The organism is Promicromonospora sp. AC04, from assembly GCF_003058225.1.
Classification (GTDB): domain Bacteria; phylum Actinomycetota; class Actinomycetes; order Actinomycetales; family Cellulomonadaceae; genus Promicromonospora.
In genome coordinates this window covers 345,161-371,716 of the sequence record NZ_QBUG01000005.1, presented here as the reverse complement: position 1 = coordinate 371,716, position 26,556 = coordinate 345,161, and the positions used below count along the sequence as shown (strand labels likewise).

Below are 26,556 nucleotides of genomic sequence, written 5' to 3'. Positions count from 1 at the left end.
ACCATCGGGAGTGACGATGCGACGGAGCATCCTGACCGCCGCTGCGCTGACCGCGACGCTGGCGCTCGCCGCCTGCTCGAGCGGCGCGGAGGAACCAGCGGGCGAGGAATCGGCCGCACCGAACGGCGAGGGCAGCACCCTCACCGTCTGGGTCGACGAGACCCGCCAGGCCGCCGTCGAGGACGCGGCCGCCGGCTTCGAGGAGGCCACGGGCGCGAAGGTGGAGGTGGTCCTGAAGAACTTCGAGGACATCCGCCCCGACTTCCTGGCCCAGGTCCCCACGGGCAAGGGCCCCGACATCACCGTCGGCGCGCACGACTGGCTGGGTGAGCTCACGACCAACGGCGTCGTGGCCCCGATCGAGCTCGGCGACACGGCCGACGCCTTCGAGCCGGTCTCCGTGGCGGCCTTCACGCAGGACGGCCAGGTCTACGGCCTGCCCTACGCCGTGGAGAACATCGCGCTGATCCGCAACACGGAGCTCGCTTCGGAGGCTCCCGCCACCTGGGACGACGCGATCGCGGCCGGCAAGGAAGCCGGCACCAAGTACCCGCTGCTGATCCAGACCTCTACCGAGGGTGACCCCTACACGTTCTACCCGCTGCAGACGTCGTTCGGCGCCCCGGTCTTCGAGCAGAACGAGGACGGCTCGTACAAGCCGGAGCTCGCGCTCGGCGGCGAGGGCGGTACGGCGTTTGCCGAGTGGTTGGCGGAGCAGGGCGAGGCGGGCAACCTGAGCACGGATGTCACCTACGACATCGCGGTGGCGGCCTTCGCCAAGGGCGAGTCGCCGTTCATCGTGGGCGGCCCGTGGATGCTTGAGCAGTTCGCGGACCTCGACCTGGCGATCGACCCGGTCCCGAGCGCCGGCGGCGAGCCCGCCCAGCCGTTCGTGGGCGTGGCCGGCTTCTACGTGAGCGCGCAGAGCGAGAACGCGCTGCTCGCCAACGACTTCCTGGTCAACTACATGGCCACCCCCGAGGCGCAGCTCGCCCTGTACGAGGCGGGCGACCGCCCGCCGGCCCTCATCGAGGCCGCTGACACCGCGTCGGAGGACCCGATCACCGCTGGCTTCCGTGAGGTCGGCGCCGACGCCGTGCCGATGCCGTCGCTGCCCGAGATGGGCGCCGTGTGGGCCTACTGGGGCGTGACCGAGGCCGGGATCGTCTCCGGCAAGTCCGACCCGGCCAAGGCCTGGGACAAGATGGTCGCCGACATCCAGGGCGAGATCGGCTGATGTCGTTGCCTGCGACCCGGGGCTCCGGCCGGACCGGCTGGAGCCCCGGGTTTCTCGTCAAGCTCGTACTGATCGCGCTGGTCGACGCCCTCGGCGTCTACGCCGTCCTGGCCGCGTGGGGCGCCGGGTCGTGGGGCATCCTCGCCGCGATGGTGGCGCTGCTGCTCGTGGCGAACTGGGCGTACTTCTCCAAGCGCGCCCTGCCGCTGAAGTACATCCTGCCGGGCCTCGCCTTCTTGCTCGTCTACCAGGTGTACGTCGTGGCCTACACGGGCTACGTCGCGTTCACCAACTACGGCGACGGGCACAACTCCACCAAGGAGCAGGCGATCGAGGCCCTCCTGGTGCAGAACGAGCGCCGGGTGGAGGGCTCGCCGTCGTCGCCCCTGACGGTAGTGGCCGACGGCGACACGCTCGGCTTCGCCATCATCTCGCCCGACGGCGTGGTGGAGGCCGGCACGGCCGACCAGCCGCTGGAGACCGTGGACGGCGCGACCGTCGAGGCGGGCCGTGTCACCGCCCTGCCCGGCTACGACGTGCTCGAGTACGCCGCGGTCCTGGAGCGGCAGCAGGAGGTCACGGAGCTGCGCGTCCCCGTCTCCAGCGACCCGAACGAGGGCTCGATCCGCACCCAGGACGCCCGCACCGGCTACGTCTTCACGTCCACGCTGGAGTACGACCCGGCGTCGGACACCATGACCGACACGACGACCGGGGTGACCTATTCGCCCAACGACGACGGCCAGTTCGAGGCCGCCGACGGCACCACCCTGCCGGTGGGCTGGCGGGTGCTGGTGGGGCTGGACAACTTTGTCACCGCGTTCGGCGACGACCGGTACGCCGGCCCCTTCGGCAAGATCCTGGTCTGGACGTTCGCGTTCGCCGTGATCTCCGTGGCCTCCACGTTCCTCCTCGGCCTGTTCCTGGCGATCGCGTTCAACGACACGCGCCTGCGCGGCCGTCGCGTCTACCGGACGCTCGTGATCCTGCCGTACGCGATCCCCGGGTTCCTCGCGGCGCTGCTGTGGTCGGGCCTGCTCAACCGGTCGTACGGGTTCGTCAACGAGGTGCTGCTCGGCGGGGCGCAGATCCCGTGGCTCACCGACCCGGTGCTCGCCAAGCTGGCGGTGCTCGGCGTGAACCTGTGGCTCGGCTTCCCGTACATGTTCCTGATCTGCACGGGCGCGCTGCAGTCCCTGCCGACGGACGTGCTGGAGGCCGCGAAGATCGACGGCGCGGGCCGGTGGCGCACCTGGCGGTCCATCACCCTGCCGCTGCTCCTGGTCGCGACGGCGCCGCTGCTCATCTCCAGCTTCGCGTTCAACTTCAACAACTTCACGCTGATCTACATGCTCACGGGCGGCGGCCCGCGGTTCGACGACGCCTCGGTGCCGCTCGGGCACACCGACATCCTCATCTCGATGGTCTACTCGGTCTCCGGGCTCGACGGGACCGCCGCCAAGGACTACGGCCTGGCCAGCGCCCTGTCGATAGTCATCTTCGTGGTGGTCGCGACCATCTCCGCCCTCGCGTTCCGGCGCACCCGATCGCTCGAGGAGATCGCCTGATGACCACGACGATTCCCCCGGCCCGCTCGGCGGCACCGCCCCGCAGGCCGGCGGTGACCCGCCGCCCGTCGGCCGCCCGCTGGTTCTCCGACATCGGCTGGCGCCACCTGGTCGGCGTCCTCGCCGTCCTCTACGCGGGCTTCCCGCTGGTCTACGTCGTGTCGGCCTCGCTGTCCGACGGCGGCACGCTCACCGGTTCCAACGACCTGTTCGCGTCGGTGTCGGGCGCCAACTACGTGGCGCTCGGCGGAACGAAGTTCTGGACCTGGATGGGGAACACCCTGGTGGTGGCGGTCGCGACCGGCGTGGGGACCGTGCTCATGGGGGCGGCGGCCGCGTACGCCTTCTCGCGGTTCCGGTTCAGCGGACGCCGCGTAGGGCTCACCGCCCTGCTCGTGATCCAGATGTTCCCGCAGATGCTCGCCTTCGTGGCGATCTTCCTGCTGCTCATCTCGCTCGGGAACGTGGTGCCGGGGCTCGGCCTGGACTCCAAGCTCTCGCTGATCTGCGTGTACCTGGGCGGGGCGCTCGGCGTGAACACGTTCCTCATGTACGGGTTCTTCAACACCGTGCCGCGCGAGATCGACGAGGCCGCGAAGATCGACGGCGCCTCGCACGCCCAGATCTACTGGACCATCGTGCTGCGCCTGACCGCGCCGATCCTCGCCGTGGTGGGCCTGCTCAGCTTCATCAGCACGTTCGGTGAGTTCATCATCGCGCGCGTGCTGCTGCAGTCGGAGGAGAACTGGACGCTCGCCGTGGGGCTCTACGGCTGGGTGTCGTCGCTGCAGGACGCCAACTGGGGCCTGTTCACGGCGGGCGCCGTCATATCGGCGGTGCCGGTGCTCGCGCTGTTCCTGTTCCTGCAGAAGTACATAGTCGGCGGTCTGACGGCGGGCTCCGTCAAGGGGTGACCAGCCGGCGGTGCAGCGCGATAGCCGACAGGTCCGTCAGTGACGCGACCTGGTCGACCACCACCCGCAGGCGTGCGGCGTCGTCGGGCGCCGCACGCCAGTCCGCGGCAAAGGGCTTCTCCAGCTCGTCGGGGCCGCGGTCGGCGAGCACGCGCACGAGGTCGGTCAGCATCTCCCGCTCCCGCAGGTAGCGGGGCTCCTGGCCGCGCGGCGCCATGACATAGGTGACGGCGATGCCCTTGAGCGCGAGGATCTCGTGCTCGGTGTCGGCGGGTACCACGAGCCGCGCGGCGTACCGCGTGAGGTCGCCCTCGCCGAACTCGGCGCGGGTGGCGGCGATCGCCGAGCCGATGAACCGGCCGATGAGCTGGCTCGTCATGTCCTTGAGCGAGGCCAGGGACCGGCGCGACCCGTCGAACGCCCGCATCAGGTGCCCCGTGCCGCGCAGGTGCTCCTGCAGGCGCCCGATCGCCGCGTCGATGGCGTCCGCCGTGTACCACTCGCCGTACCAGGACCGCACGTACTCGGCCACGCGCGCGCGTTCCTCGGCGTGCGCCATGAGGTCCAGGTCGATCCGGCTCGCCACCACGCCGTCCTCGACGTCGTGCACCGAGTAGCTGATGTCGTCGGCGAGGTCCATGACCTGGGCCTCGAGGCACTTGACGCCGTCGGGCGCGTCCTTGCGGAGCCACGTGAAGACGGGGAGGTCGTCGGCGTAGACGCCGAACTTCCGGCTCGCCGTACCGTCGGGCCGGGCCGGGCCCGCACCGTAGGCCCACGGGTACTTGACGCTCGCGTCGAGGCTGGCGCGGGTCAGGTTGAGACCGGCGGGGGTGTCGTCGTCGGCGAGGACCTTGGGCTCGAGCCGGGTCAGCAGGCGCAGGGTCTGCGCGTTGCCCTCGAAGCCGCCGATCGGCTCGGCGATCTCGGCCAGCGCCGTCTCGCCGTTGTGCCCGAAGGGCGGGTGCCCGAGGTCGTGGGTGAGGCAGGCGGTGTCGACCACGTCGGGGTCGCAGCCCAGCGAGCGGCCCATGCCGCGGCCCACCTGGGCCACCTCGAGGGAGTGCGTGAGGCGGGTGCGGACGAAGTCGTCGTGCCCCGCGCCGAGCACCTGGGTCTTGGCGCCGAGCCGGCGCAGCGCCGAGGAGTGCACAACGCGGCCGCGGTCGCGCTCGAAGGGGGTCCGGGCCTGCGACTTGGGCGGTTCGGTCACCCAGCGCTCGACGTCCTGCGCGCTGTACGACGGCGGGATGCTCTTCCCAAGGGCTTGCTCCACGTCGGCCACTCTAGCCACGGTGGCCGACATCCCCGGAATCCGGCCGCTCCCAGCACGAACAGGCGACCCTGACCACTCCGGAGCCGGAGCGGGCAGAATCGCCTGCTGGTGCGGGGAGGACGCCGACGGCCCGGTCCGGGGTCAGCGCCGGTGGATCAGCTCTGTCGCCAGCTGAAGGCGCCCGGCAGGTCCACGCTGTGCTTCTTGGTCTTGGAGTTCCAGGACCACGGGCCGACCTTGAAGCTCCACGACGACAGGCCGCGCTGCGTGAAGTTGAACTTCACCGGGCCAAGCCCCCACCGCTTGCGAAACCGAATAGGCATAGTGCACTTTCCTCCCTGAGTCGGGGCAAAGCGTACCGAACTGCGTGAGCCCGGCAAACCAAAACAATGCTCCGGGATTGATCATGCAGTTGTTGCCAGATCAGGCCGCGATCTGGCAGCAACCGCATGGTCAATTCCGGGGCCTCGGCCGGTCAGTCGCGGGCAGCCGCCCAGGCGTCGCTCGCGCGCTGGACGTCGGCGGGCGTGACGGCGTCGTCCACCGTGACGAAGTACCAGCGGTGGCCGAACGGGCACCGCACCGCGGCCTGCCGAAACCCCTCGAACCAGTCGGCCGGCTCGGCCAGGCTCGTCGCGCCGGCGCCGAGCGCCCGGGCGTACGCGGCGTCGGTGTCCTCGACCGGGATCGTGAAGCTCGCATGCGTTGGCGCGCCGGGCTCGGGCGCGACGGAGTCCGGCGGGAACGCGCCGGCGACGGTGAACGTGGACTCGCCCGCTGCGGACCGCAGGACCAGGTCGGAGTGGATCACGGCGTCCCCGGCGGTGATGACGTCGAGCGGCTCGGCGCCGAGCGCCGCCTCGTAGAAGGTGATGGCCGCGCGGGCGTCGGCCACGGAGATGTTGGGGTGCAGGGCTGAGTTCTTCATGTCATCGATGCTGTCGCGGCCTGGCTGTGCCAGTCTTGGAAGAATGCGACAGGTGTTCGACGGCGGTACCTCGGTGACCCACGCGCTCGAGTCCGGGCCCACGCTCGGCATCGTCAACCCCGCACGTGCGCGCGACCGGTTCGCGCTCGCCCGCGTCGAACCCGCCCCGGACCTCGCCGACCTCGTGGACTGGCACTGGGTGATCACCTGGGACCTGCCGCCCGGCGTGACGTTCACCCAGACCGTCGTGCCGCATCCGGTGGGACAGGTCGTCGCGGAGGACGCGGGCTTCCTCGCCTACGCCATGCCCGCCGGGCCCTCCGACCAGCGCACGCTCGCCGGCCGCGGCGGCGTGGTCGGCACCAAGCTGCGCCCGGGCGGCTACCGCGCCCTGCTGGGGCTCGCGGACGCGGGGGAGCGCGGCGCCGTCGAACCCGCCACGTTCCTCGGCCCGACGGCGGCGCGCACCGGCGGCGAGGCGCTCGCCCAAGCGCTGGCCGGCCGGCCGGAGGCCGCCGTCGAGACCATCACCCCCCTCCTCCGGGCCGCGGCCGAACGGGCCCGGACGCCGCGGTCCACCGCCGCCCTGGCCGCACTCCGCGAGGCGTTCGACGTGATCGCCGACGCCGTGCCGGGCACCACCGTCGCGGCCCTCGCTGACCGGCTCGGCACCACGCCGCGCTCGCTGCAGCGCCTGTTCGCGGACTGGGTGGGCGTCAGCCCCAAGTGGGTGCTCCAGCGGCATCGGGTGCACCTCGCCGCCGAGATGCTGGGCCGCGACCCGGCGCTGGACCTGGCGGGGCTCGCGGCCGCAGTCGGCTACTACGACCAGGCGCACTTCACCGGGGACTTCGTGCGCGCGGTCGGCGTCGCGCCGGGCGAGTACGCCCGGAGCTGCGCGGCGGCGCTCGCGCTGTCCGGACGCTGAGCCCCCGAACGCCGGACGCATTTGTTGTGGGAGCGATCGTTGCCACATCGCGTCCGGTTCGGGCGCAACGATCGCGCCCACCACCACATGACCCTGGTGCTGTGGACGGCGGCGCCTTCGTGCCGGGCGCGCGCATAGACTTCGGACCGTGGCCGGGCTGATCAGACGCGAGGACGTGGACCTGGTCCGCGAGCGCGCGCGGATCGACGAGATCGTCTCGGCGCACGTGACCCTCAAGCCCGCCGGGGTGGGCGCGCTGGTGGGGCTGTGCCCCTTCCACGACGAGCGCAGCCCCAGCTTCAACGTGCGGCCCAGCGTCGGGCGGTACCACTGCTTCGGCTGCGGCGAGGGCGGCGACGTCATCGAGTTCGTCATGAAGATGGACGGGCTGAGCTTCACGGAGGCCATCGAGTACCTCGCGGGCAAGACCGGCGTGCAGCTGCGTTACGAGGAGGGCGGGGCCGCCCGTCCGCGCGACGAGCCGGGCAAGCGGCAGCGCCTGCTGGAGGCCCACCGCGTGGCCGCGGAGTTCTACGCCGAGCAGCTCATGGCGCCCGGCGCGACGGCCGCGCGCGCGTTCCTCGCCGAGCGCAGCTTCGACCGGTCCGACGCCGAGCTGTTCGGCGTCGGGTTCGCCCCCCAGGGCTGGGACGCGCTGCAGCGCCACCTCCAGGGCCGGGGCTTCACGCAGGGGGAGCTCATTGCGAGCGGCCTGATGTCGGAGGGCCGCCGCGGCATCTATGACCGGTTCCGCGGCCGCGTCATGTGGCCCATCCGGGACGTGACGGGGGCCGTGATCGGGTTCGGTGCGCGCCGCCTGTTCGAGGACGACCAGGGGCCCAAGTACCTCAACACCCCCGAGACCAGCCTCTACAAGAAGTCGCACGTGCTGTACGGGATCGACCTCGCCAAGCGGGCGATCGCCAAGGACAAGAAGGTGGTGGTGGTCGAGGGGTACACGGACGTCATGGCCGCGCACCTCTCCGGCGTGACGACGGCGGTGGCCACGTGCGGCACGGCCTTCGGCGCCGACCACGCCAAGGTGGTGCGGCGCCTGCTCGGCGACACGACGGCGGGGGGCGGCATGCAGCTCGCGTCCGGCGGGACGGTGGGCGGCGAGATCATCTTCACGTTCGACGGCGACGCGGCCGGGCAGAAGGCCGCGGAGCGTGCGTACGGCGAGGACCAGCGGTTCTACGCAGCGACGTTCGTGGCCGTCGCCGACGACGGCATGGACCCGTGCGACCTGCGCATGGCAAAGGGCCCGGAGGCGGTGCGTGCGCTGGTCGACGGCCGCAAACCCCTGTTCGCCTTTGTGATCCAGGCCAAGATCGACCAGTTCGACCTGAACACCGTGGAGGGCCGCGTGTCAGCCGTGCGGGCTGCAGCACCAGAGATCGTGCGCATCCGGGACCGCAGTCAGCGGGACGGCTACATGCGCGAGGTCGCCCGGTGGATCGGCGCGGAGGTCGACGAGGTGCGACGTGAGGTCGCCCGCGTGGCGTCGACACCGTCGCTGCGGCGCGCACCCGGCCAGGCCGACGGCGATCGCTCGTCCGCCGACCGCATGCCGTCCGAGGGGCGCGGGCCCGGGGGCGACCGCCTGGCATCGGCCGGCATGCCGCAGGTACCGACACCCGATCTCACAGACCTCGTCGCCCGTGACGAGCACATGGCCCTCGCGGCTGTACTGCAGTACCCACAACACGTGCCGGCGTCATTCGACACCCTGGGCAACGACGCGTTCTCCGTACCTGCTTGGCGCGCCGTGCACTCCGCGATCAGAGCGGCCGGCGGAGCAGCGACTGGGCGACAGATCTCGACGGCTCAATGGGTTGCGGCGGTGCTGGAGCAGGCGCCTGAGACGGTGTCGGGACTGGTCACGCAACTGTCGGTGGTAACCCTCCCGGAGGACCGGGAGGAAGCCATCGGTGCGTTCGTCGAAGGTATGGTGCGCAGGGTGACTGACCTGGAGCTGTCCCGCCGCATTGCCGACGCTCGCAGTCGGCTGCAACGGACTGACCCGTCCGACACGGTCGGCTATGACGCGGCGCACAGGGCTCTCCTGGCAATCCAGAGCGAACGCCGGGCACTCCGCGAGAGCGCGTAGGCGCTCACGACGTGGGGCGGGCTGCCGCCGTGTCGCTCGCCTGCTGCTGTGCGATGCGCCGCAACGTCAGGATCAACGGGTCGGTGAGCAGCGTCCCGACCACCACCTGGCGCATCGCCCCGGCCGCGTCGGCAGGCACGGAGGCGACGTCCGCGTCGGCGATCGTCTCGCTGGCCCGCGCGTACGCGTCGAGGTGCTCGTCGGAGATGGTGACGTCGGCGGCGTCGGCGGCGCGGAGCCCCTCGGCGAGGCGCCTGACGAGCGGGTCGTCCGTGTCGCAGTACCAGCCGCGCGCCGCGACGACGGCGGCGGCGCGGCTCAGCCAGGGGTCGGCCGCCGGCGCGCCCGGCGTACCGGCGCTGCGCTCCTCGTCGGTGAGCAGCGCGTGCTGTGCGGCGCCGAGCAGATCGTGCCGTGAGGCGGGCGGGTCGTCCAGGACAGCCAGGACCTGCCGCACGGCGGCGAGGCTGAGCGAGGCGGACTCGGTGAGCGCGCGGACGAGCAGCACGCGCGCGACGTGCGCCTCGTCGTAGAGCGCCTGCGTGCGGGCCGTCGCGATGCCCGGGGGCACCAGGCCCTCGCGAAGGTAGTACTTCAAGGTTGCGACGGGCAGGCCGGTCCGCTCGGCCAGCATCGAGATCCGCATGTTCCTCCCCAGGTCTTGACATTGGAGACTATCACTATCCAATAATGGAGAGTCAAACTATCCAACTGAAGGGCCTGCCATGACAGAGCTGACGACGCACGAGCACGACGGCGACCTCGCCGTCTTCCTGATCGGCGCCCGGGTCAACCGGCCCTGGCGCCCCGACGCCTGGCTGCCCGCGTTCGCTGCGATGGGGCCGATGCTGCGCGAGCTGTGGAACGACCCGTCCTCCGGTTTTCTCCACGCCCGGACGGTTCTCGACGCGGACCTGCGTGGTGTCACGACGATCCAGTACTGGCGCAGCGTGGAGGACATCTACCGGTACGCGAACGCCGACGAGCGCGCCCATCGGCCCGCCTGGCTCGCCTTCTACCGGCGCGCCAGGAAGGTCCCGGGCGCGGTCAACGTGTGGCACGAGACGTTCGCCGTGGCCGCCGGCGGGCACGAGAGCCTCTACGCGGACGCGCGGGCCCCGTTCGGTCTCGCCCGCGCCACCGGCAGCATCCCGGCGACCCGCCGCGGCCGCACCGCCCGTGAGCGGATCCGCGGCGCGGTCCGCCCGGCGGGCTGAGCGGTCCTCAGGCCGGCGTCGGGGCCGGGTGGTCGCGGCTCAGCAGCTCCGCGTCCAGGGACACGGCGGCCAACAGGCCGGACGACGCCGCCATGAGCACCGACGCCAGCGGCATCGGCATCGCCGACGTGTGCGCCATGTCGCCCGCGGCGAACACGCCGGGCACGCTCGTGCGGCCCATCGCGTCGATCTCCACGGCGCCGGACGGCAGCAGGTCCAGGCCGAGCTGCTCCGCGAACGGGGCGCGCTGGGCGAACTCGGCCGACACGAACACGCCGCCCACCTCCTCGTCCGGACCGTCCGTGAACGACACCGTCGCGCCCCCGGCGCTGGGCCGCAGCTCCTTGACGGCCTCGGGCCGGACGGCGACCCCGGCGTCGTCGAGCTGCGCGCGGGCGCCCGGGTCGAACTCGCCGCCGTCGGCCAGGACGGTGAGGTGGCTCGCGATGCGCTCCAGCAGGAACACCACCCGGGCCACATGCGGGCCGCTGCCGAGCACGGCCACGCGCTTGCCGCTCAGCTCGTGCCCGTGGCAGTACGGGCAGACGGCGGCGACGGTGCCGAACAGCGGTTCCAGCCCGGGGATCGCGGGGAGGGTGTCCCGCATCCCGGTCGCGAGCACGACGGTGCGGGTCGCGAGCGGCTCCCCGCCCAGCTCCACCCGGAACCCGTCGCCGTCCGGCACGACGGCGGTCGCCCCCGTCTCGCGGACGGTCACCGTCGCGTACGCGGCCAGCTCCGCCCGGGCCGCGGCGCGGAACTCGGCGGGCGGCGTGCCGTCGTGCGTCACGAAGTTGTGCATGTGCTCGGCGGACGCGTTGCGGTATTCGCCGGAGTCGAGCAGGACCACGCGCCGGTGCATGCGGCCGAGCGTGAGCGCGGCCTGCAGGCCGGCGGGGCCGCCGCCGACCACCACGGCGTCGTAGGGGCTGGTCGAGAGGTCAGGTGCGGGCATGGCAGGGCTCCGTTTCCCGGGACGTCTTGCGGTACCACCCCAGGATGTGACTTCATGTTGACATGAAGTCAAGCGAGACCTGGTCGGTCGGCGAGACGGCCCGGCGATTCGGGCTGGAGACCCATGTCCTGCGCTACTGGGAGGACGAGAACCTGCTGCGCCCGGCCCGCGATCCGGCCGGGCGCAGGCGCTACGGGCGTGACGACGTCGTACGGGTGGGCGTCATCGTGCGCAGCAAAGCCGCCGGGATGAGCCTGGAGCAGGTGCGCGTCATGCTCGACGCCGAGGCCTACGACCGGCACCAGGTGCTGGAGGCGCATATCGCTGACCTGGACCGGCGGATGGCCGAGATGGCGGCGTCGCGCGAGATGACGCTGCACGCGCTGCAGTGCCGGGCGCACGACATCGCCACCTGCCCGCGCTTCCGGGCGCACGTGCAGGACGTGCTCGACGGCGCCCTTGGCGCCTTCGTCACTGAGCGGACTGCGTGACCCTCGGGTTGTCGCGGGGGAGCAGCAGCACGGTCCCGATCATCAGCGCGGCGACGCCGGTGACGCACCAGAAGACCAGGTGCATGGCGTGGGCCAGGCCGGGGCCCTCGGGCGCGCCGTCCGCGCCGACGGTGGTCACCGCGTTCACCACGGCCCCCAGCACGGCGACGCCGACGGCCTGCCCGATCGACCGGGAGAACATGTTGGTGGCGGTCACGGCACCGCGTTCGCCCCAGTCCACGCTGTGCTGCGCGGCCAGCAGGGTCGGCACGGCCACGAGACCCATGCCGAGCCCGATCACGAACACCGCCACGGAGATGTGCCACACCGGGGAGCCGGCGCCGAGGGTGAGCAGGGCGCCAACCAGCACGATCACCGCGCCGATGACGGCGGTCCACCGGAACCCGATCGCGAGGTAGACCCGGCCCGAGAGGGTCGCCGCGAGCGGCCAGCCGACCAGGAGCGACGCGAGCGCGAACCCGGCGACGAGCGGCCCGACGCCGAGCACACCTTGCGCGTAGATCGGCACGTACGTGGACAGACCGAGAGTGATGACGCCGACGCCGAGCCCGGCCGCCGTCGAGGCGCCGACCACGCGGCGGCGCAGCAGCCCCAGGTCGAAGATCGGGTGCGCGCTCCTGCGGGCGGACACGACGAACGCCGCGAGCAGCACCACAGCGGCGGCGAAGATCCCGATCGACTGCGGCGTTGCCCAGCCCCAGGCGTGCCCGCCCTCGAGCAGCCCCAGGACCAGGAGCGTGCTGCCCCCGGTGAGCAGGACGGCACCGAGGTAGTCGATGGGCTGGCGCTCGCCCGCGCGCTCCTTCTCCTGGAACTGGCGCCAGAGGACGGCCCCCGCCACGAGAGCGATCGGCACGTTGACCCAGAAGATCCAGCGCCAGCTCACGAACTGGCTGAACACACCGCCGAGGGTCGGGCCGAGCACGGAGGACGCGGCCCACACGCTCGCGAGGTACCCCTGGATCTTGGCGCGCTCGGCGAGCGTGTAGATGTCGCTGGCGATCGTCATGGACATCGGCAGGATCGCGCCGGCGCCCAGGCCCTGCAGGACCCGGAACCAGATGAGCGCGGGCATGCTCCAGGCGACCGCGCACAGCACCGAGCCGAGCAGGAACAGCCCGATCCCGACCATCATCACGCGCTTGCGCCCGAACACGTCGGCCAGGCGCCCGTACAGGGGGACGGTCACGGCCTGCGCGAGCGTGTACGCCGAGAAGAGCCACGGGACCTGCTCGAACGCGCCGAGCTCGCGCGCGATGGTGGTCGAGGCGGTCGCGAGGATCGTGACGTCGAGGGCCACGAGCGAGGTCGACAGCATCAGCGCGCCGAGGATCGGACCGCGGTCGCCGCGCAGCCCGAGCCGGGTCTCTGTGGCGCTGGTGGACGTGGCGGTCATGCCTGAGGCTCCGTGGTGTGCTGCACGACACATATAAAGTTGCCTGGGGCAGCGTCTATTCCCGGGCACGGTTCCGGCGCGTCCCGGTGCTAGGCCCGGCGGTTGCCGGGCCAGCCCTCCGGCGCGACGTCGCGCCCGCCGTCGGGCACCGAGTCGGCGAGGCGGCAGAGCGTGCCGAAGAACGCATCGACGTCGGCCTCGTCGTCGCCGATGGCGTCCCGCAGCGTCCGGTCGAAGGTGATCGCCGCGGACTTGAGCTTGCGGTAGAGCGTCTCGCCCGCTTCGGTGACCTCGATCCGCTGCACCCTGCGGTTCGACTCCTCGCGGGTGCGGACCACCAGCCCCCGGTCCTCCATGCCGCGCAGGTGGTGCGTGAGGGTGGCCTCCCGGATGCCGACGGCATTGGCGAGCTCGCGCTGGTTGGCCGGCGTGCCCTGGTGCAGGGCGAGCAGGATGTGCCAGACCTGCCAGCTGCCGCCCTGCTCGGACAGCAGGGCGTCGAACGCGCGCATGACGCGCTGCACGGATTGCCACATCGCGACCGCGACGGGGACCGGTCCGGACTGGCCTGACCCGGACGCGCTCGGCCCCTTTCCGGGGTCCGTGCCGCCAGGTTCGCCGGGGTGCCCGTTCGGTTGCATGCGCGCAGCCTAGTTCGGCCATCTCCGAAATGCGTTGACGGCTAATACTTAGATGTCTAACGTTGGTGATCGAAGGTTCCAGCAGCGACTCGGAGGCTCGAGATGTCAACGCACGGCTCGAATGGCACCACCAGCACCACAGCACTGCTCTCGCCCGAGGCGCTCGACAGCGCCCTGGCCCCGCTCGTGGCCGCGCTCGGCGACCGCCTGCTCATCCCGTCCGCCGCCGGGTTCGCCGAGACCGCCGCCGTGTTCATGGGCGGTCCGGAGCGGGCCCCGGTCGCGATCGCGCGCGTGCGCACCACCGACGAGGTCGCGGCAGTCGTCGCCGTCGCCCGTGACACGGGCCTGCCGCTCGCGGTGCGCAGCGGCGGCCACAGCTTCGCCCGGCACGGCCTGGCCGACGGCGGGCTCGTCCTGGACATGCGCCTCATGGACGGCATCGAGATCGACGCGGACGCCGGCGTCGGGCACGCGCAGGGCGGCGTGCTCGCCGGCGCCTACAGCACGGCGGCGGGCGAGCGCGGCCTGGCCACCGGGTTCGGCGACACCGGGACCGTCGGTATCACTGGCCTCGCGCTCGGCGGCGGCATCGGCTACCTCAGCCGTCGCGACGGCCTCACCCTCGACAACCTGCTGGGCGCCGAGGTGGTCCTCGCGGACGGCCGCGTGGTGCAGGCCAACGCAGACGAGCACCCCGACCTCTACTGGGCGCTGCGGGGCGGCGGCGGGAACTTCGGCGTCGTGACCCGGCTGGACCTGCGGCTGCGCGAGCTGCCGGTGGTCACGGGCGGCATGCTCGCGTGGGCCGCCGAGCCGGGCACGCTCGCCACGGTCCTGGCGACCCTGGCCGAGGCGCCCGCCGAGCTGGCGGGCATGCTCAACGTGATGGTCGCCCCGCCGCTGCCCATGCTGCCGGCGGAGCTGCACGGCAAGCCGCTCGTCATGGCGCTGGTGTGCTTCGCCGGTCCGGCGTCCGGGGCGGAGGCAGTGTTCGCGGCCCTGCGTGCGCCCGGCACGGTGTTCGACGGGGTGCGCGAGATCCCCTATCCGGAGATGTTCGCGGGCGGTGGCCCGGACGGCGGGGTCTTCGCCGAGGCGCGGCCCGGGTTCCTCGGCGAGGGCGTCTGGGCGCCCGACGAGGCGTGGGCCGCGGCCGCCATCGAGGCGGTGTCCGGCGCGTCGCACGGGCCCGCCGTGGTGAACATGCGGCCCATGGGCGGCGCGATCGCCGGTGTCGACGGCGCGTCGTCGGCCTTCGCGCACCGCGACGCCGCCTGGATGGTCACCGTGCAGGGCATGGCGATGGGTCCCGACGGCGTTCCGGCGCTGCGCGAGTGGGTGACGTCGGCGTCGGACACGCTCGGCGTCGCGGGCCGGGGGTACGTGAACTTCATGACGAACGCCACGGAGCAGGACGTCCGCAACGCCTATCCCGAGGCGACGCTGGCCCGGCTGCGCGAGGTGAAGCGGGCGTACGACCCGACCAACCTGTTCGCGTCGAACCACAACGTGACGCCCTGAGGTAGCGCTTAATCGTTACGGGCGATTGTCCGGCCTTCGTCGGTCTCCGAGGATCGAGCCACTTGATCTCACGGAGCACCGACGAAGGAGCTGGACGTGACCCTCTACAAGAAGCTCGGCCGGGTCCGGGCGACGGCGCTGGTCGCCGCGCTCGGCCTGCTCGTGGCGGCGGCGATCGTCGTCGTCCAACCGAACCCGCCCGCGGCCTACGCGCACGGCGGCCTCACCTACCCCGCCACCCGCACCTACGCGTGCTACGTGGACGGCATCGAGAACGGCCAGGGCGGCGACCTGAACCCGCAGAACCCGATGTGCCAGAACGCGCTGGCCGTCAACGGCAACTACCCGTTCTACAACTGGTTCGGGAACCTGCTCAGCAATGCGGACGGGAACCACCAGGAGGTCATCCCGGACGGGAACCTGTGCGGCCCGCAGGAGTCGTTCTCCGCGTTCCGCGAGCCGGGCACGCAGTGGCCGACGACGACGCTCACCGCCGGCCAGACCATCACGTTCCAGTACAACGCCTGGGCCAGGCACCCGGGCACGTGGTCGCAGTACATCACCAAGGACAGCTGGGACCCGAGCCAGCCGCTCGCCTGGGACGACCTTGAGCCGGCGCCGTTCAACGAGGTGGCCAACCCGCCCCTGCGCTCGGGTGGACCGCAGGGCGACGAGTACTACTGGGACGCCACCCTGCCGAACAAGTCCGGCTACCACATCATCTACTCGATCTGGACGCGGTCGGACAGCCCGGAGGCGTTCTACAACTGCGCCGACGTCGTCTTCGGCTGATCGGTCGCGAGGAGCCCGGCCGGCGTGTCCGACCGATGCGTGCCACCGGCGTGTCGGTCCGGGGAGTGACTACAACTGCGGAGTGTGTTGCTCTGCGTAGACGATGTCTACGCAGAGCAACACACTCCGCAGACCTACAGTCACCCTGTGGGTCGCTCCGCCGGCAGGGCCGCCGCCACCACGGGCAGGCCGGATATCGTGGTCGTAATGAAGTCGGCCGAACTGCTCGACCTGTGCCTCGCCCTGCCGGGCGCCGAGGAGACCGACCCCTGGGGCGAGGGCGGCGGCGTCCTGAAGGTCGGCGGGAAGATCTTCGCGTTCGTCGGCTCGGAGACGCTCGGGGTGAAGGTCGCCCGGTCCACCGACGAGGCGCGCGAGTGGTACGACCGCTACCCGGACCACGTCTCGACCATGGCGTACATCGGCAGGCACGGCTGGATCACGGTGCGGCACGACGACGGCGTCGTGCCCGACGACGAGCTGGAGGAGCTGGTCGATATCTCGTACACCGCCGTCGTGGCGGGACTCCCGAAACGCCTGCGCCCCGAAGGGTGAGGCGCGGGCACGACGGCGGCAGAGCAGGGCCCTGACGCCGTCGTGCCGGGATCCCGCGTTACGGGACCGAGTAGCCCGCCGTGCGGAACATCTCGTACCACTCGGCGCGCGTGAGCGGGATGTCCGAGCCCAGGGCAGCGCCAGCCACCCGCTCCGGGTTGGTGGTGCCGAGCACCACCTGCATCTGCGCCGGGTGGCGCGTGATCCAGGCGGTGGCGATCGCGATGGCCGGCACGTCGTACTTCTTGGCGAGCCGGTCGATCACGGCGTTCAGCTCGGGGTAGTCCGCCGAGCCGAGGAACACCCCGTTGAAGAACCCGGCCTGGAACGGCGACCAGGCCTGCACGGTGATGTCGTGCAGGCGGCAGTAGTCGAGCGTGCCGGAGTCGCGGCTGATCGACTGGTCCAGCCCCTGCATGTTCGCGGCCACGCCCTGCGCCACGAGCGGCGCGTGCGTCACCGAGAGCTGGAGCTGGTTGGCCACCAGCGGCTGCGACACCGACTTGCGCAGCAGCTCGATCTGGCCCGGCGTGTGGTTCGAGACGCCGAACGCGCGCACCTTGCCCGCAGCCGACAGGTCGTCGAACGCGCGCGCCACCTCGTCGGGCTCCACGAGGGCGTCCGGGCGGTGCAGCAGCAGGATGTCGATGTAGTCGGTGCCGAGCGCGGCCAGCGAGCCCTCGACCGACTCGACGAGGTGCTCGTACGAGTAGTCGAAGTACGGCCCCTCGCGCACGATGCCGGCCTTGGTCTGGAGCACGATCTCCGCGCGCTCGGACGACGTCAGCTGCATCGCCTCCGCGAACCGCGTCTCGCAGCCGTGCAGTGCCGAACCGTAGACGTCGGCGTGGTCGAAGAACGAGATGCCCGCGTCGCGAGCGGTCTTGACGAGGGTGCGCACCTCCTCGTCCGTCTTCTCCTGGATACGCATGAGGCCCAGGACGACGTTCGGGACGGTGAGCTCGGTCCCGGGCAGGGTGAAGGTCTTCACGGGGATTCTCTCCTGTGGTGGTTGGAAAAGGTCAGTCGCTCAGGCCGCGGAGAGCCGGGCGACCTCGTCGGCGGTGAGCGTCAGGTCCGCGGCCTGCGCGGAGTCGCGGATGCTCTCGGGCCGCGACGCCCCGGGGATCGGCACGACGACGGGCGCGAGCGCCAGCTCCCACGCGAGCGTCACGCGGAACGGCGAGACACCGTGCGCGTCCGCGACCTCCTGGAACGCCGAGTACGCCGCGCCGAGCTCGCCGGAGCGGGCCAGCGAGATGCCACCCAGCGGGCTCCAGGGCAGGAACGCGATGCCGAGCTCGGCGCACAGCTCCAGCTCGGGCAGCGACGAACGGAAGCGCGGCGAGAACTGGTTCTGCACGGACACCAGGCGCCCGCCCAGGATCTGGTTCGCCTCGCGGATCTGGTCCGGGTTCGCGTTGGAGATGCCGGCCAGCTCGATGACGCCGTCGTCGAGCAGGTCGCGGATCGCGCCCACCGAGTCGCCGTAGGGCACGTTCGGGTCGGGGCGGTGGAACTGGTAGAGGCCGATGGCGTCGACCCCGAGCCGCTTCGCCGACGCCTTCACGGCCTCCTTGAGGTACTCGGGCCGACCGTCCTGGGTCCAGGACCCGTCGCCGGGGCGCAGGTGGCCGCCCTTGGTGGCGACGAGGACGCCGGAGGTGTCGCCGCCGTAGGAACGCAGGGCCTCGGCGATGAGCTCCTCGTTGTGGCCGACGTCGTCCGCGTGCAGGTGGTAGGCGTCCGCGGTGTCGATCAGCGTGACGCCGGCGTCGAGGGCGGCGTGGATCGTGGCGATCGAGCGGGCGGCGTCGGGCCGTCCCTCGATGGACATCGGCATGCCGCCGAGGCCGATCGCGGAGACTGCCCGGTCGCCGATCTTGCGGTGCTGCATGGATTCTCCTCGTGTCGCAACGGGTTCGGATCCGAGACTAGGAAGCGATAACCTAGAAGTCCAACAACTGTCGATCATCATTCCTAGAACTGGTACTGATAAATGGAACTGCGTCAGATGGAGTACCTCGTCGCCCTCGCGGACGAGCGCCAGTTCACCCGGGCCGCCGAGGTCACCGGCGTCTCCCAGTCCGGACTGTCCGCTGCCATCCGCAACCTCGAGGTCGAGCTGGGCACCAAGCTGTTCACCCGGACCACGCGCAGGGTCGAGCCGACCGAGGCGGGCCTGGCGCTGCTGCCCTTCGCCCGCACCATGCTCTCCTCCGCGACGGAAGCACGCGACGCGGTGGTCCAGGTCTCGCGCGAGCTCGCGGGGACGCTGCGGGTGGGCGCCGAGCAGTGCCTCGGCGTCGTCGACGTGGCCACGCTGCTGGAACGCTTCCACCGGCGCTACCCGCGGGTGGAGATCGCGTTCACCCAGGCGGGCTCGCACGAGCTCCTGGCCGGGGTGCGCGACGGCGACCTCGACGCCGCGTTCGTCGCCACTACCGACCACGTCAGCGTGCTGCCGCGCACGGTACTGGGCCAGGAGCCGGTGGTCCTGCTCTGCCCGCCCGAGCACTCGTTCGCGTCCCGCGCGGCCGTGGACCGGGCCGACCTGGGCGGCGAGAGCTTCATCGACTTCCACCCGTCCTGGGCGGTCCGCAAGCTGAACGACGACGCCTTCGGCGCGCGGGGCGTGCGCCGGCGGGTGCGGTTCACCGTCAACGACGTGCACACGCTGCTCGACCTCGTCGACCGCGGCCTCGGCGTCGCGCTCGTGCCCCGGCACGTCGCGGCCAAGCCCCAGGCCGCCCGGCTGGTCGCTGTCCCGGTCCTGCCGGACGGCGCCCCGGACTGGGTGGTCTCGGTGGTCACCGGCTCGTCGGACCGCGCGGACTCGCCGGCCCCCCACCTGGTGGAGCTTCTGGACGATGCCCCGGCATGCTCTCCGGCGCCGGTCGGCTGAGGCGGTCTGCGCCTTGAAGTCGGCACTTGGCATCGAGATCGGCTCATCACTGGACCGATCTCGAAGCAATCTGCCGACCTCGCGATAGTCCGCCTGACCGGTAGATGACTACTCCGTGTAGTCGGCCCCGACCTCACGTGCCCAGGGAGTATCGGGCATGTGGGCCCAGATCCTGGACCGTCTGGCCGCACCTCCGTCGGCCGAAACATGAACTTCCGCGAGGAGAAGGCCCGCGGCTGGAATCTAGATGAGAAGGTCGCCGACCGTAGGGGTAGTCGCTCTATGGGCCACGATAGAGCGACCATCCCTACGTTCGACCATCCCTACGTTCGACTGGTCAGGCGCAGTCCACGGCGAGGGAGAGCCAGTCGGCCCTGTCGTTGTAGCCGCCGTCGCCGGCGTCGCCTACCCGCAGGGACAGGTCGCGCACACCCGCGACGGAGACGTCGAACGGCACCTCCGCACCGCGTGTCACGGTGCCGCTCGACCAGAGCGTCTCGCCGTCGCCGACGATGTCGAACGTCGCCGTGCCGCCCTCGGGCCCGACGTTGCCCACGACGTCGTCGATCCCGACGCCGCCGGTGAGCCGCGTGCACGCCCCGCCGAGGTAGTACCTGACCTGGGCCGGGCTCGCGACGCCGATCCCGGTCGGGTGCACGGTGCCCGCGACGGTCAGCGGCGACCCGCCGCCCACGCTCTGGTCAACGGTGGGCTCCATCCAGCCGCTGCTCGCGCTCACCCACGGGTGCCGCGACAGCACGACGGCGGTCCCGCCGGGTGCCGCGGGCGCGATCCTCACGCGCGACGGTGGCGTCGTGCTGGCTGGCCCACCGCCGGACGAGGCGGTCGCCGCGACGTCGTAGCCGCCCGTGCCCGCGTTCGCCGGCACGTCCACGGTGAACGCGACGGTGGCCGAGCTGCCCGGCCGCACCACGAGCGGCGCCGGGCCGGCCGGACTGACCGTCCAGCCCTCGGGTGCCGTCAGCTCGACCGACGGCCGGCGCACGGAAGTGCTGCCGTCGTTGTGCAGCGTCACCTCGGTCGCCAGCCGGTCACCGGCCGCGGCCAGCAGGTCCGTAGTGGGCGCGACGTCGTCAGCCCCGACAGCCGTGAAGGTGGGCGGCGCGGCGACCAGGCGCGGGACGCCGTCGGCCCGGCTCGGCGCGACCCGCAGCAGCGCGGCGCCGTGCGCAGGAACTGCGGCGCGGATCGTGCCCGCGGACTGCGTGCGGCTGTCCGTCCAGGTGTCCAGCACGGAGAACGATCGTCCCCGCAGGCCCAGGTCAAGCGCGGTGGTCGAGATCTCGGCGGGCCGGTCGCCGCGGTTCAGCAGCGCGACGGCGACCGAGCCGTCCGCCAGCGGCTTGGCCCACGTCTCCGTGGTCCCGGCCGCGCCGACCCGGGTGCCCTGGATGCCGAGCCGGTCCTGGTCGATCGCCAGGACGTCCTCGTCGAGCAGGATGTCCATCGAGTCCTGGCTCAGGGTGCGCGGGTCGCTGGAGATGACCAGCGGCGCAGCAGCCACGGTCCACAGCGACATCTGCGTGCGGAACTCCTCGGTGGTCATGCCGAGCTCCGGGCCCAGGTAGTCCGGGTCGCTGAAGCGCCCGGGCCCGGCCACCTCCGGGTGCCGCGCGTTCGCGTCGAAGTTGCGCAGCACGTCCTTGAACTGGATCTGGCCGACGAAGCCGACGTCGGTGTAGGTGCGCCAGGACTCGGCGATGTCCGGCGCGTACGTCCAGGACCAGGTGGACTGCTGCTCCTCGGGGTAGTCGCCCCAGTCCGGCGAGGTGACGGGGTTGCACAGGTTGAAGATCATGGACCGCCCGGAGCTGTTGTTGCGCAGCGCCTCGGCGAACGCGGTGAACGCCTCCTGCGGGTCCAGGTCCGCCGTGATGCCGCACAGGAAGTCGACCTTGACGGCGTCGTACCCCCACTCGGCGAAGGTGTCGGCGTCGGTCTGGTAGTGGCCGCCGCTGCCCAGGCCGCACGTCCCGGGGATGTACGGCCCGGCGTCGGTGTAGATGCCGGCGCGCAGCCCACGGTCGTGGATCGCGTCGGCCAGCGCCGCCATGCCGTCGGGGAACCGCGCCGGGTCACCCTGCAGGCGGCCGTCGTCGCCGCGCGGCACGTCGGCCTGCCAGCCGCCGTCGAGCCACACGATGTCGTAGCCGGCCTCCGCCAGGCCGGACGAGACCAGGAAGTCGGCCACGTCCAGCACCTCGTCGGCGTTGAAGTCCCCGCCGAGGCCGTAGTAGGTGTTCCAGCCCTGGTAGGGCGTGGGGCTCGGGCTCTGTGCCGCGGTGCGTGTCTCGGCGGCGCGTGCGGCGGTGTCCGCCGTCACCGGCACCGCCGCGGCCGCCGTGACCAGGGTCGTCGTGATCAAGGTCGTCGAGATGAGGGCGGCACACGTCCTCGCCGCCCACGTGCGTACGGTGAACATCCAGGTCTCCTGACGTCGTCGTCGGTCCGGCCGGGTGCCGAAGGAGGGACCTGCCCAGCAAAGCGCGCGCCGGGGTAGGACGGAATGCAGAAGACGACGTACCCACCTGGACGATCCGACGCCGGCGTCAGCGCTCCCGGTCGTGGATACCGCGGCGGAAGTCCGTCGGGCTGCAGGAATGCACGCTGCGGAACTGGCGCGAGAAGTAGAAGGGGTCGGGGTAGCCGACGGAGCGGGCGATGTCGGCGACGGGCAGCTCGGTGGTGATGAGCAGCTCGCACGCCCGAGCCATCCGCAGCCGCTTGACGTACTCGACCACGCCGCCGCCGGTCGCCGCCCGGAAGCGGGCGGAGAAGTGCGAGGTGCTCAGGCCGAACCGGCGGGCGAGCGCCGCCACCTCGACGACGGTGTCCAGGTGCGTGCGCAGGTACTCCTGCGCGGCGCGGACCGGCTCGCCGCGGACCGGGCTCCCGGCGGCGGCGTCGGCCCCGATCTGGGCGAGCACCGACCAGGCGGCGCCCGCGCAGCGCAGCAGGCTGGGGTAGGTCTCGTCCGTCTCGAGCGCGTCGACGACACGTTCGAGGTCGGCGACCACGCGGATCAGGTCGTGCACCTCGACCACCGCAACGTCGTCGGGCCCGGCGTGCCCGGCCAGGTCGCGCTCGAACTCGCCGACGTCGGGCCCCCGGGCGTGCATCCACCAGATCGTCCATGGGTCGTCGTCGTCCGCCCAGTACTCGTGGGGGACGCCGGCGGGGATGACCAGGGCCTGGACGGCCCCGATGCGGTGCAGACCGCCCGGGGTGCGGCACCAGCCGCGCCCGGCCGAGGACACGATGACGATGGTCCCGACGGCGCCGTTCCTGCGCACGCGCCCGTGGTTCGCGGCGTGCGGGAAATAGCCCGCGTCGGTGACCAGCAGACGCGAGGTGGGGCCCGCCGTCGACGCCGCGCGGACCACCGTGCTCGGCAGCACCCGCAGGCGCTGTCCCGGGAAGCCGTCACGGATTCGCACCCCTGGAGGGTAGCGCCACGCGCCCGGCCGTGTCAGCCGGCGGCCGCGACGGCGAGAATCGTCGGATCGTCCAGGCAAGTGCATCGATACGTCGCTTCCCGGGGGCACCCACGGGTTCGTAGCGTCGGTCACATGCTCGACGAGGAGTCCACGCTCGACCTTCCCGACCGGCCCGACGACCTGGCCGGCCGGGCCGCTGCCGCCTGGGCGGCGCCGCTCACCCTGACCACGTACGAGCCTCTGCCCCCCGACCGGTTCCCGGCATACCTGGACCGGCGGGTCTACCAGGGGTCGTCCGGCAGCGTGTACCCGCTCCCGTTCCACCACCAGATCGCCGACGAGCCCCACCAGCGGGAATGGCATGCGGTGCACCTGGAGAACGAGTGGCTGCGCATAGTGGTGCTTCCGGAGCTGGGCGGGCGCATCCACGTGGCCCGCGAACGCGCGAGCGGCCGGGACTTCTTCTGGACCAACCCCGTGATCAAGCCCGCGCTCGTCGGGCTGGCGGGCCCGTGGGTGGCGGGTGGCGTCGAGCTCAACTGGCCGCAGCACCACCGCCCGGCGACCTACCTGCCGGTGGACGTCGAGATCGAGGAGGAGCCGGACGGCGCCGTCGTCGTCTGGTGCTCGGACCACGACCCGTTCACGAGGATGAAGGGCATGCACGGGGTTCGGTTGCGCCCCGACAGCGCCGTGCTGGAGCTGACGGTGCGGCTCTACAACCGCAGCGAGCTGCCGCAGTCGTTCCTGTGGTGGGCCAACGTGGCGGCCAAGGTGGACGACGACTACCAGTCCTTCTTCCCGCACGACGTGCGGTTCGTGGCCGACCACGCCCGGCGCGCGATCACGGCGTTCCCGCACGCGGACCGGCCCTACTACGGCGTCGACTACCCGGCGCGTGCGGGCGAGCTCGGCACGGCGGCGGGCGGCGTGGAGCTCACCGGCGACCGCCTCGACTGGTACCGCAACATCCCGGTGCCGACGTCGTACATGGTCCTCGCCAGCGACGACGAGTTCTTCGGCGGGTACGACCACGCGGGAGGCCTCGGGTTCGTGCACGTCGCGGACCGCGCGCTCTCGCCCGGCAAGAAGCAGTGGACCTGGGGCAACGCCCCGTTCGGTCACGCGTGGGACGCCAACCTGGCCGACGACGGCTCGCACTACGTCGAGCTGATGGCCGGCGTGTTCACGGACAACCAGCCCGACTTCGCCTACCTCGCCCCGGGCGAGACCAAGGTCTTCTCCCAGTTCTGGTACCCGTTCCGCGACGTCGGCCCGGTGGACCGGGCCACGCTCGACGCCGCGGTCCGGCTGGAGCGTTCCGGCTCCGACGACGGGGGCACGACGGCGACGCTGGGCGTCGTCGTACCGCGGCCGCTGGACGGCGTCGAGGTGACGCTGTCGGACGGCGGGCGGATGCTCGCGATCGACGTCGTCGACGTCGACCCGAGCCACCCGGCGCTCCTGACGCACGACCTGCCCGCCGGGACCGGGCCCCTCACGGTGACCGTGACCCACGATGGGCGCGTCCTGGTGGCGTGGGACGAGCCGTCGGGGACAGGCGCGACCCGCGAGGAGCCGGCCCCCGCCGAGGAGCCGCCCGCCCCCGAGCAGGTCGGCACCGTCGAGGAGCTGGCGCTGATCGCGGCGCACCTGGAGCTGTACCGGCACGCGACGCGCGCGCCCGAGCCCTACTGGCGCGAGGCGCTGCGCCGGGACCCGGGACACGTCGACAGCCTGGTCGGCCTCGCGCGGCACGCCTACGCCGCGGGCGGCCCGGCGCAGGCCAGGGAACATCTCGAGCAGGCGGTGGCCCGCCTGACCCGGCTGCACCGCAGCCCGCGCGACACCACCGCGGTCTACCTGCTCGGCCTGGTGCGCGAGGAGCTCGGCGACGACGTCGGCGCCTACGCGGCCTACGCGCAGGCCGCCTGGTCGAGGGCCTGGCGGGCCCCCGCCGGCTACCGCATGGCGCGCCTCGACGCGCGCGCCGGCCGGCACGCGGGCGCCCTGGTGCGGCTCGCCGACGTGCGCCGGACCGAGCCCGAGCACCTGCAGGCGCTCGCCCTGAGCGTGATCTGTCACGGGCGGCTGCGGCAGCACGACGCCGCAGCGGAGGTGCTGGCCGCCGCCCGTGCGCTCGACCCGCTCGACGCCTGGCTGCGGCACCTGGACGGGCAGCCCGCGAGCGGTGACGCCCAGACCCTCCTCGACGTGGCGATCGAGCTCGCGGGGGTGGGGGAGCACGACGCCGCGCTCGCGTGCCTGGCGGAGGCCGAGGGCCGGGAGCGGCAGCGTCCGGCGGGGCAGACCGCCGCCGGGCCGCTGCTCGCCTACCACCGCGCGCACGTGCTGCGGCTCGCCGACCGCCCGGACGAGGCGGCCACCGAGCGGGCGCGGGCCCGCACGGTGGACGCCACCTGGTGCTTCCCCGGCCGGCTCGCGGACGCTGCGGTGCTGCGGGAGGCGGCCGACGCCGAACCGGGCGACGCCCGCGCCCGCTCGCTGCTGGGCCACTGGACCTACGCCGCCGGACGCCGGGCGGACGCCCTCTCGCTGTGGCGGTCCGCCGTCGCGCTCGACCCGTCCGACGCCGTGGCCTGGCGCAACATCGGCCTGGCCGCCGTCAACCACGAGCGCGACCTGACGGCGGCGCGCGACGCCTACGACCGCGCGTGCGCCGTCGCCCCGGGCGACGCCCGGCTGCTGTACGAGCGCGACCAGCTCGCCGCCCTGACGGGCACCAGCCCCGCGGACCGCCTCGCCGCACTGCTCGACGGCGGCTCCGCCCACCTCGAACGGGACGATCTCACCGTCGAGACGCTGCACCTGATGGTGACGCGGGGGCAGGCGGCCGAGGCGCTGGCGATCCTCGGGGGACGCTGGCTCCACCCGTGGGAGGGCGGCGAGGGCCAGGCGCTGCTGGCCTGGGACCGCGCGCACACCCACCAGGCCCTGGACGCGCTCGCGGACGGCCGGTCGCGGGACGCCGTCGGGCACCTGCGGGCGGCCCTCGCGCCGCCGCGCAGCCTCGGCGAGGCGCGGCACCCGCTGGCCAGCACCGCGCACCTGCACCTGCTCCTCGGGGACGCGCTCGCTGCGGCCGCGGACGGGGACGGGGACACGGACGGCGCGGCAGCCGCCGACGCCTGGCGCAGCGCAGCGGCGCAGCGCGGCGACTTCGTCGAGATGAGCACGCAGGAGCACAGCGAGCAGACCCTCTGGACGGTCCTCGCCCTGCGCCGCACCGGGCAGGGCCCCGCCGCGGACGAGCTGACGGCGTCGCTGCGCGCCTTCCGCGACCGGTACGCCGCCGAGGTCCCGCGCGTGGACTACTTCGCGACGTCCCTGCCCGACCTCCTCCTGTTCGAGGAGGACCCGCTGCGCGTGCGCGACCGGCGCGTACTCGTCCTGGACGCCCAGCTCGCGCTCCTGGCCGGCGACACCGCCTCGGCCGAGACGCTCCTGCGGCGGCCGGAGCTCGCGGCGTCGCGGCACGCGGCCGACCTGCGCCACGCCGTGGCCCGGCAGGGTGCGGCGCTGCTGCACGGACCCGACCGGCCCGCGGACCCCGCCGCCGAGGCCGACTCGAAGGAGCTCACCGCATGAGCAGCCTGCTTGCCGACGTCGTGCCGCAGCG

The 26,556-nt window shown here is 72.5% G+C and carries 23 protein-coding genes; 12 read left to right on the top strand and 11 right to left on the bottom strand.

Features of this window, described 5'->3' with window-relative positions; all coding sequences use genetic code 11:
• The first annotated feature begins 16 nt into the window (after positions 1 to 16).
• Genes C8K30_RS15760 through C8K30_RS15750 form a run of 3 tightly spaced genes read left to right on the top strand, consistent with a single transcriptional unit; the run spans position 17 to position 3,719 of the window.
• Entirely contained in the window at positions 17 to 1,237 is a 1,221-nt protein-coding gene (locus tag C8K30_RS15760) for a maltose ABC transporter substrate-binding protein (protein WP_108493966.1), read from the top strand.
• Positions 1,237 to 2,805 (top strand): ABC transporter permease subunit, encoded by a 1,569-nt coding sequence (locus C8K30_RS15755; protein ID WP_108493838.1) that lies wholly within the window; start codon positions 1,237 to 1,239, stop codon positions 2,803 to 2,805. Before C8K30_RS15760 ends, C8K30_RS15755 begins: the two co-directional genes overlap by 1 nt.
• Complete coding sequence (locus C8K30_RS15750) at positions 2,805 to 3,719, top strand: sugar ABC transporter permease (RefSeq protein ID WP_108493837.1); 915 nt, start codon at positions 2,805 to 2,807, stop codon at positions 3,717 to 3,719. Before C8K30_RS15755 ends, C8K30_RS15750 begins: the two co-directional genes overlap by 1 nt.
• On the opposite strand, the gene C8K30_RS15745 is transcribed toward C8K30_RS15750, so the two are convergent.
• The 3 genes from C8K30_RS15745 to C8K30_RS15735 form a co-directional block, all read right to left on the bottom strand.
• Positions 3,709 to 5,004, bottom strand: coding sequence for a deoxyguanosinetriphosphate triphosphohydrolase (locus tag C8K30_RS15745; RefSeq protein WP_108493836.1), 1,296 nt, complete (start codon positions 5,002 to 5,004; stop codon positions 3,709 to 3,711). The two genes, C8K30_RS15750 and C8K30_RS15745, sit on opposite strands and share 11 nt — an antisense overlap.
• A 146-nt stretch (positions 5,005 to 5,150) precedes the next feature.
• The gene (locus C8K30_RS15740; protein WP_108493835.1) at positions 5,151 to 5,318 is read right to left on the bottom strand and encodes a DUF4236 domain-containing protein; all 168 of its coding nucleotides are present in this window, start codon (positions 5,316 to 5,318) and stop codon (positions 5,151 to 5,153) included.
• 152 nt (positions 5,319 to 5,470) lie between these two features.
• A complete protein-coding gene (locus C8K30_RS15735; RefSeq protein WP_158281027.1) occupies positions 5,471 to 5,923 on the bottom strand; it encodes a VOC family protein in 453 nt (150 codons plus the stop codon).
• Positions 5,924 to 5,966: 43 nt separating this feature from the next.
• Between C8K30_RS15735 and C8K30_RS15730 the strand changes: the two genes are divergently transcribed.
• Both C8K30_RS15730 and dnaG read left to right on the top strand, forming a co-directional pair.
• Complete coding sequence (locus tag C8K30_RS15730; RefSeq protein ID WP_158281026.1) at positions 5,967 to 6,851, top strand: helix-turn-helix domain-containing protein; 885 nt, start codon at positions 5,967 to 5,969, stop codon at positions 6,849 to 6,851.
• 148 nt (positions 6,852 to 6,999) lie between these two features.
• Complete coding sequence (dnaG, locus tag C8K30_RS15725; RefSeq protein ID WP_108493833.1) at positions 7,000 to 8,961, top strand: DNA primase; 1,962 nt, start codon at positions 7,000 to 7,002, stop codon at positions 8,959 to 8,961.
• Between the two features lie 4 nt (positions 8,962 to 8,965).
• On the opposite strand, the gene C8K30_RS15720 is transcribed toward dnaG, so the two are convergent.
• A complete protein-coding gene (locus C8K30_RS15720; RefSeq protein ID WP_108493832.1) occupies positions 8,966 to 9,607 on the bottom strand; it encodes a MerR family transcriptional regulator in 642 nt (213 codons plus the stop codon).
• Between the two features lie 79 nt (positions 9,608 to 9,686).
• On the opposite strand from C8K30_RS15720, the gene C8K30_RS15715 reads away from it, so the two are divergent.
• The gene (locus C8K30_RS15715; RefSeq protein WP_108493831.1) at positions 9,687 to 10,178 is read left to right on the top strand and encodes a DUF4188 domain-containing protein; all 492 of its coding nucleotides are present in this window, start codon (positions 9,687 to 9,689) and stop codon (positions 10,176 to 10,178) included.
• Between the two features lie 7 nt (positions 10,179 to 10,185).
• Here C8K30_RS15715 and C8K30_RS15710 read toward each other — a convergent pair whose 3' ends face one another.
• Positions 10,186 to 11,133 carry an NAD(P)/FAD-dependent oxidoreductase gene (locus C8K30_RS15710; RefSeq protein WP_108493830.1) on the bottom strand — a complete coding sequence of 316 codons (948 nt, stop codon included), beginning with the start codon at positions 11,131 to 11,133 and terminating at the stop codon, positions 10,186 to 10,188.
• A gap of 62 nt (positions 11,134 to 11,195) precedes the next feature.
• Here C8K30_RS15710 and C8K30_RS15705 point away from each other — a divergent pair, with 62 nt between their 5' ends.
• Entirely contained in the window at positions 11,196 to 11,624 is a 429-nt protein-coding gene (locus C8K30_RS15705; protein ID WP_108493829.1) for a MerR family transcriptional regulator, read from the top strand.
• Here the strand turns inward: C8K30_RS15705 and C8K30_RS15700 are convergent.
• Positions 11,605 to 13,041, bottom strand: a complete 1,437-nt coding sequence (locus C8K30_RS15700; protein ID WP_108493828.1) for an MDR family MFS transporter — start codon at positions 13,039 to 13,041, stop codon at positions 11,605 to 11,607. The two genes, C8K30_RS15705 and C8K30_RS15700, sit on opposite strands and share 20 nt — an antisense overlap.
• Before the next feature lie 89 nt (positions 13,042 to 13,130).
• Complete coding sequence (locus tag C8K30_RS15695) at positions 13,131 to 13,682, bottom strand: MarR family winged helix-turn-helix transcriptional regulator (protein WP_108493827.1); 552 nt, start codon at positions 13,680 to 13,682, stop codon at positions 13,131 to 13,133.
• A 102-nt stretch (positions 13,683 to 13,784) separates the two neighbouring features.
• On the opposite strand from C8K30_RS15695, the gene C8K30_RS15690 reads away from it, so the two are divergent.
• The 3 genes from C8K30_RS15690 to C8K30_RS15680 all read left to right on the top strand — a co-directional run bounded on the left by C8K30_RS15690 (position 13,785) and on the right by C8K30_RS15680 (position 16,553).
• Positions 13,785 to 15,206 carry an FAD-binding oxidoreductase gene (locus C8K30_RS15690; RefSeq protein ID WP_108493826.1) on the top strand — a complete coding sequence of 474 codons (1,422 nt, stop codon included), beginning with the start codon at positions 13,785 to 13,787 and terminating at the stop codon, positions 15,204 to 15,206.
• Positions 15,207 to 15,302: 96 nt separating this feature from the next.
• Positions 15,303 to 15,998 (top strand): lytic polysaccharide monooxygenase, encoded by a 696-nt coding sequence (locus C8K30_RS15685; RefSeq protein ID WP_199230507.1) that lies wholly within the window; start codon positions 15,303 to 15,305, stop codon positions 15,996 to 15,998.
• Between the two features lie 207 nt (positions 15,999 to 16,205).
• Entirely contained in the window at positions 16,206 to 16,553 is a 348-nt protein-coding gene (locus tag C8K30_RS15680; protein ID WP_108493825.1) for an MmcQ/YjbR family DNA-binding protein, read from the top strand.
• A 58-nt stretch (positions 16,554 to 16,611) separates the two neighbouring features.
• Here C8K30_RS15680 and C8K30_RS15675 read toward each other — a convergent pair whose 3' ends face one another.
• Together C8K30_RS15675 and C8K30_RS15670 are read right to left on the bottom strand one after the other, a co-directional pair.
• Entirely contained in the window at positions 16,612 to 17,544 is a 933-nt protein-coding gene (locus C8K30_RS15675; protein WP_108493824.1) for an aldo/keto reductase family oxidoreductase, read from the bottom strand.
• 39 nt (positions 17,545 to 17,583) lie between these two features.
• Entirely contained in the window at positions 17,584 to 18,450 is an 867-nt protein-coding gene (locus C8K30_RS15670; RefSeq protein ID WP_108493823.1) for an aldo/keto reductase, read from the bottom strand.
• A 102-nt stretch (positions 18,451 to 18,552) separates the two neighbouring features.
• Here C8K30_RS15670 and C8K30_RS15665 point away from each other — a divergent pair, with 102 nt between their 5' ends.
• On the top strand, positions 18,553 to 19,458 hold the full coding sequence (locus tag C8K30_RS15665; protein WP_233257202.1) for a LysR family transcriptional regulator: 906 nt from the start codon (positions 18,553 to 18,555) through the stop codon (positions 19,456 to 19,458).
• Positions 19,459 to 19,795: 337 nt separating this feature from the next.
• Here the strand turns inward: C8K30_RS15665 and C8K30_RS15660 are convergent, their stop codons facing one another.
• Positions 19,796 to 21,901 (bottom strand): NPCBM/NEW2 domain-containing protein, encoded by a 2,106-nt coding sequence (locus tag C8K30_RS15660; protein ID WP_108493821.1) that lies wholly within the window; start codon positions 21,899 to 21,901, stop codon positions 19,796 to 19,798.
• Between the two features lie 127 nt (positions 21,902 to 22,028).
• On the bottom strand, positions 22,029 to 22,916 hold the full coding sequence (locus tag C8K30_RS15655) for an AraC family transcriptional regulator (protein ID WP_233257201.1): 888 nt from the start codon (positions 22,914 to 22,916) through the stop codon (positions 22,029 to 22,031).
• 132 nt (positions 22,917 to 23,048) lie between these two features.
• Here C8K30_RS15655 and C8K30_RS15650 point away from each other — a divergent pair, with 132 nt between their 5' ends.
• Positions 23,049 to 26,525: a DUF5107 domain-containing protein gene (locus C8K30_RS15650; protein WP_108493820.1), complete on the top strand. Its 3,477-nt coding sequence runs from the start codon at positions 23,049 to 23,051 to the stop codon at positions 26,523 to 26,525.
• The last annotated feature ends 31 nt before the right edge of the window (positions 26,526 to 26,556 follow it).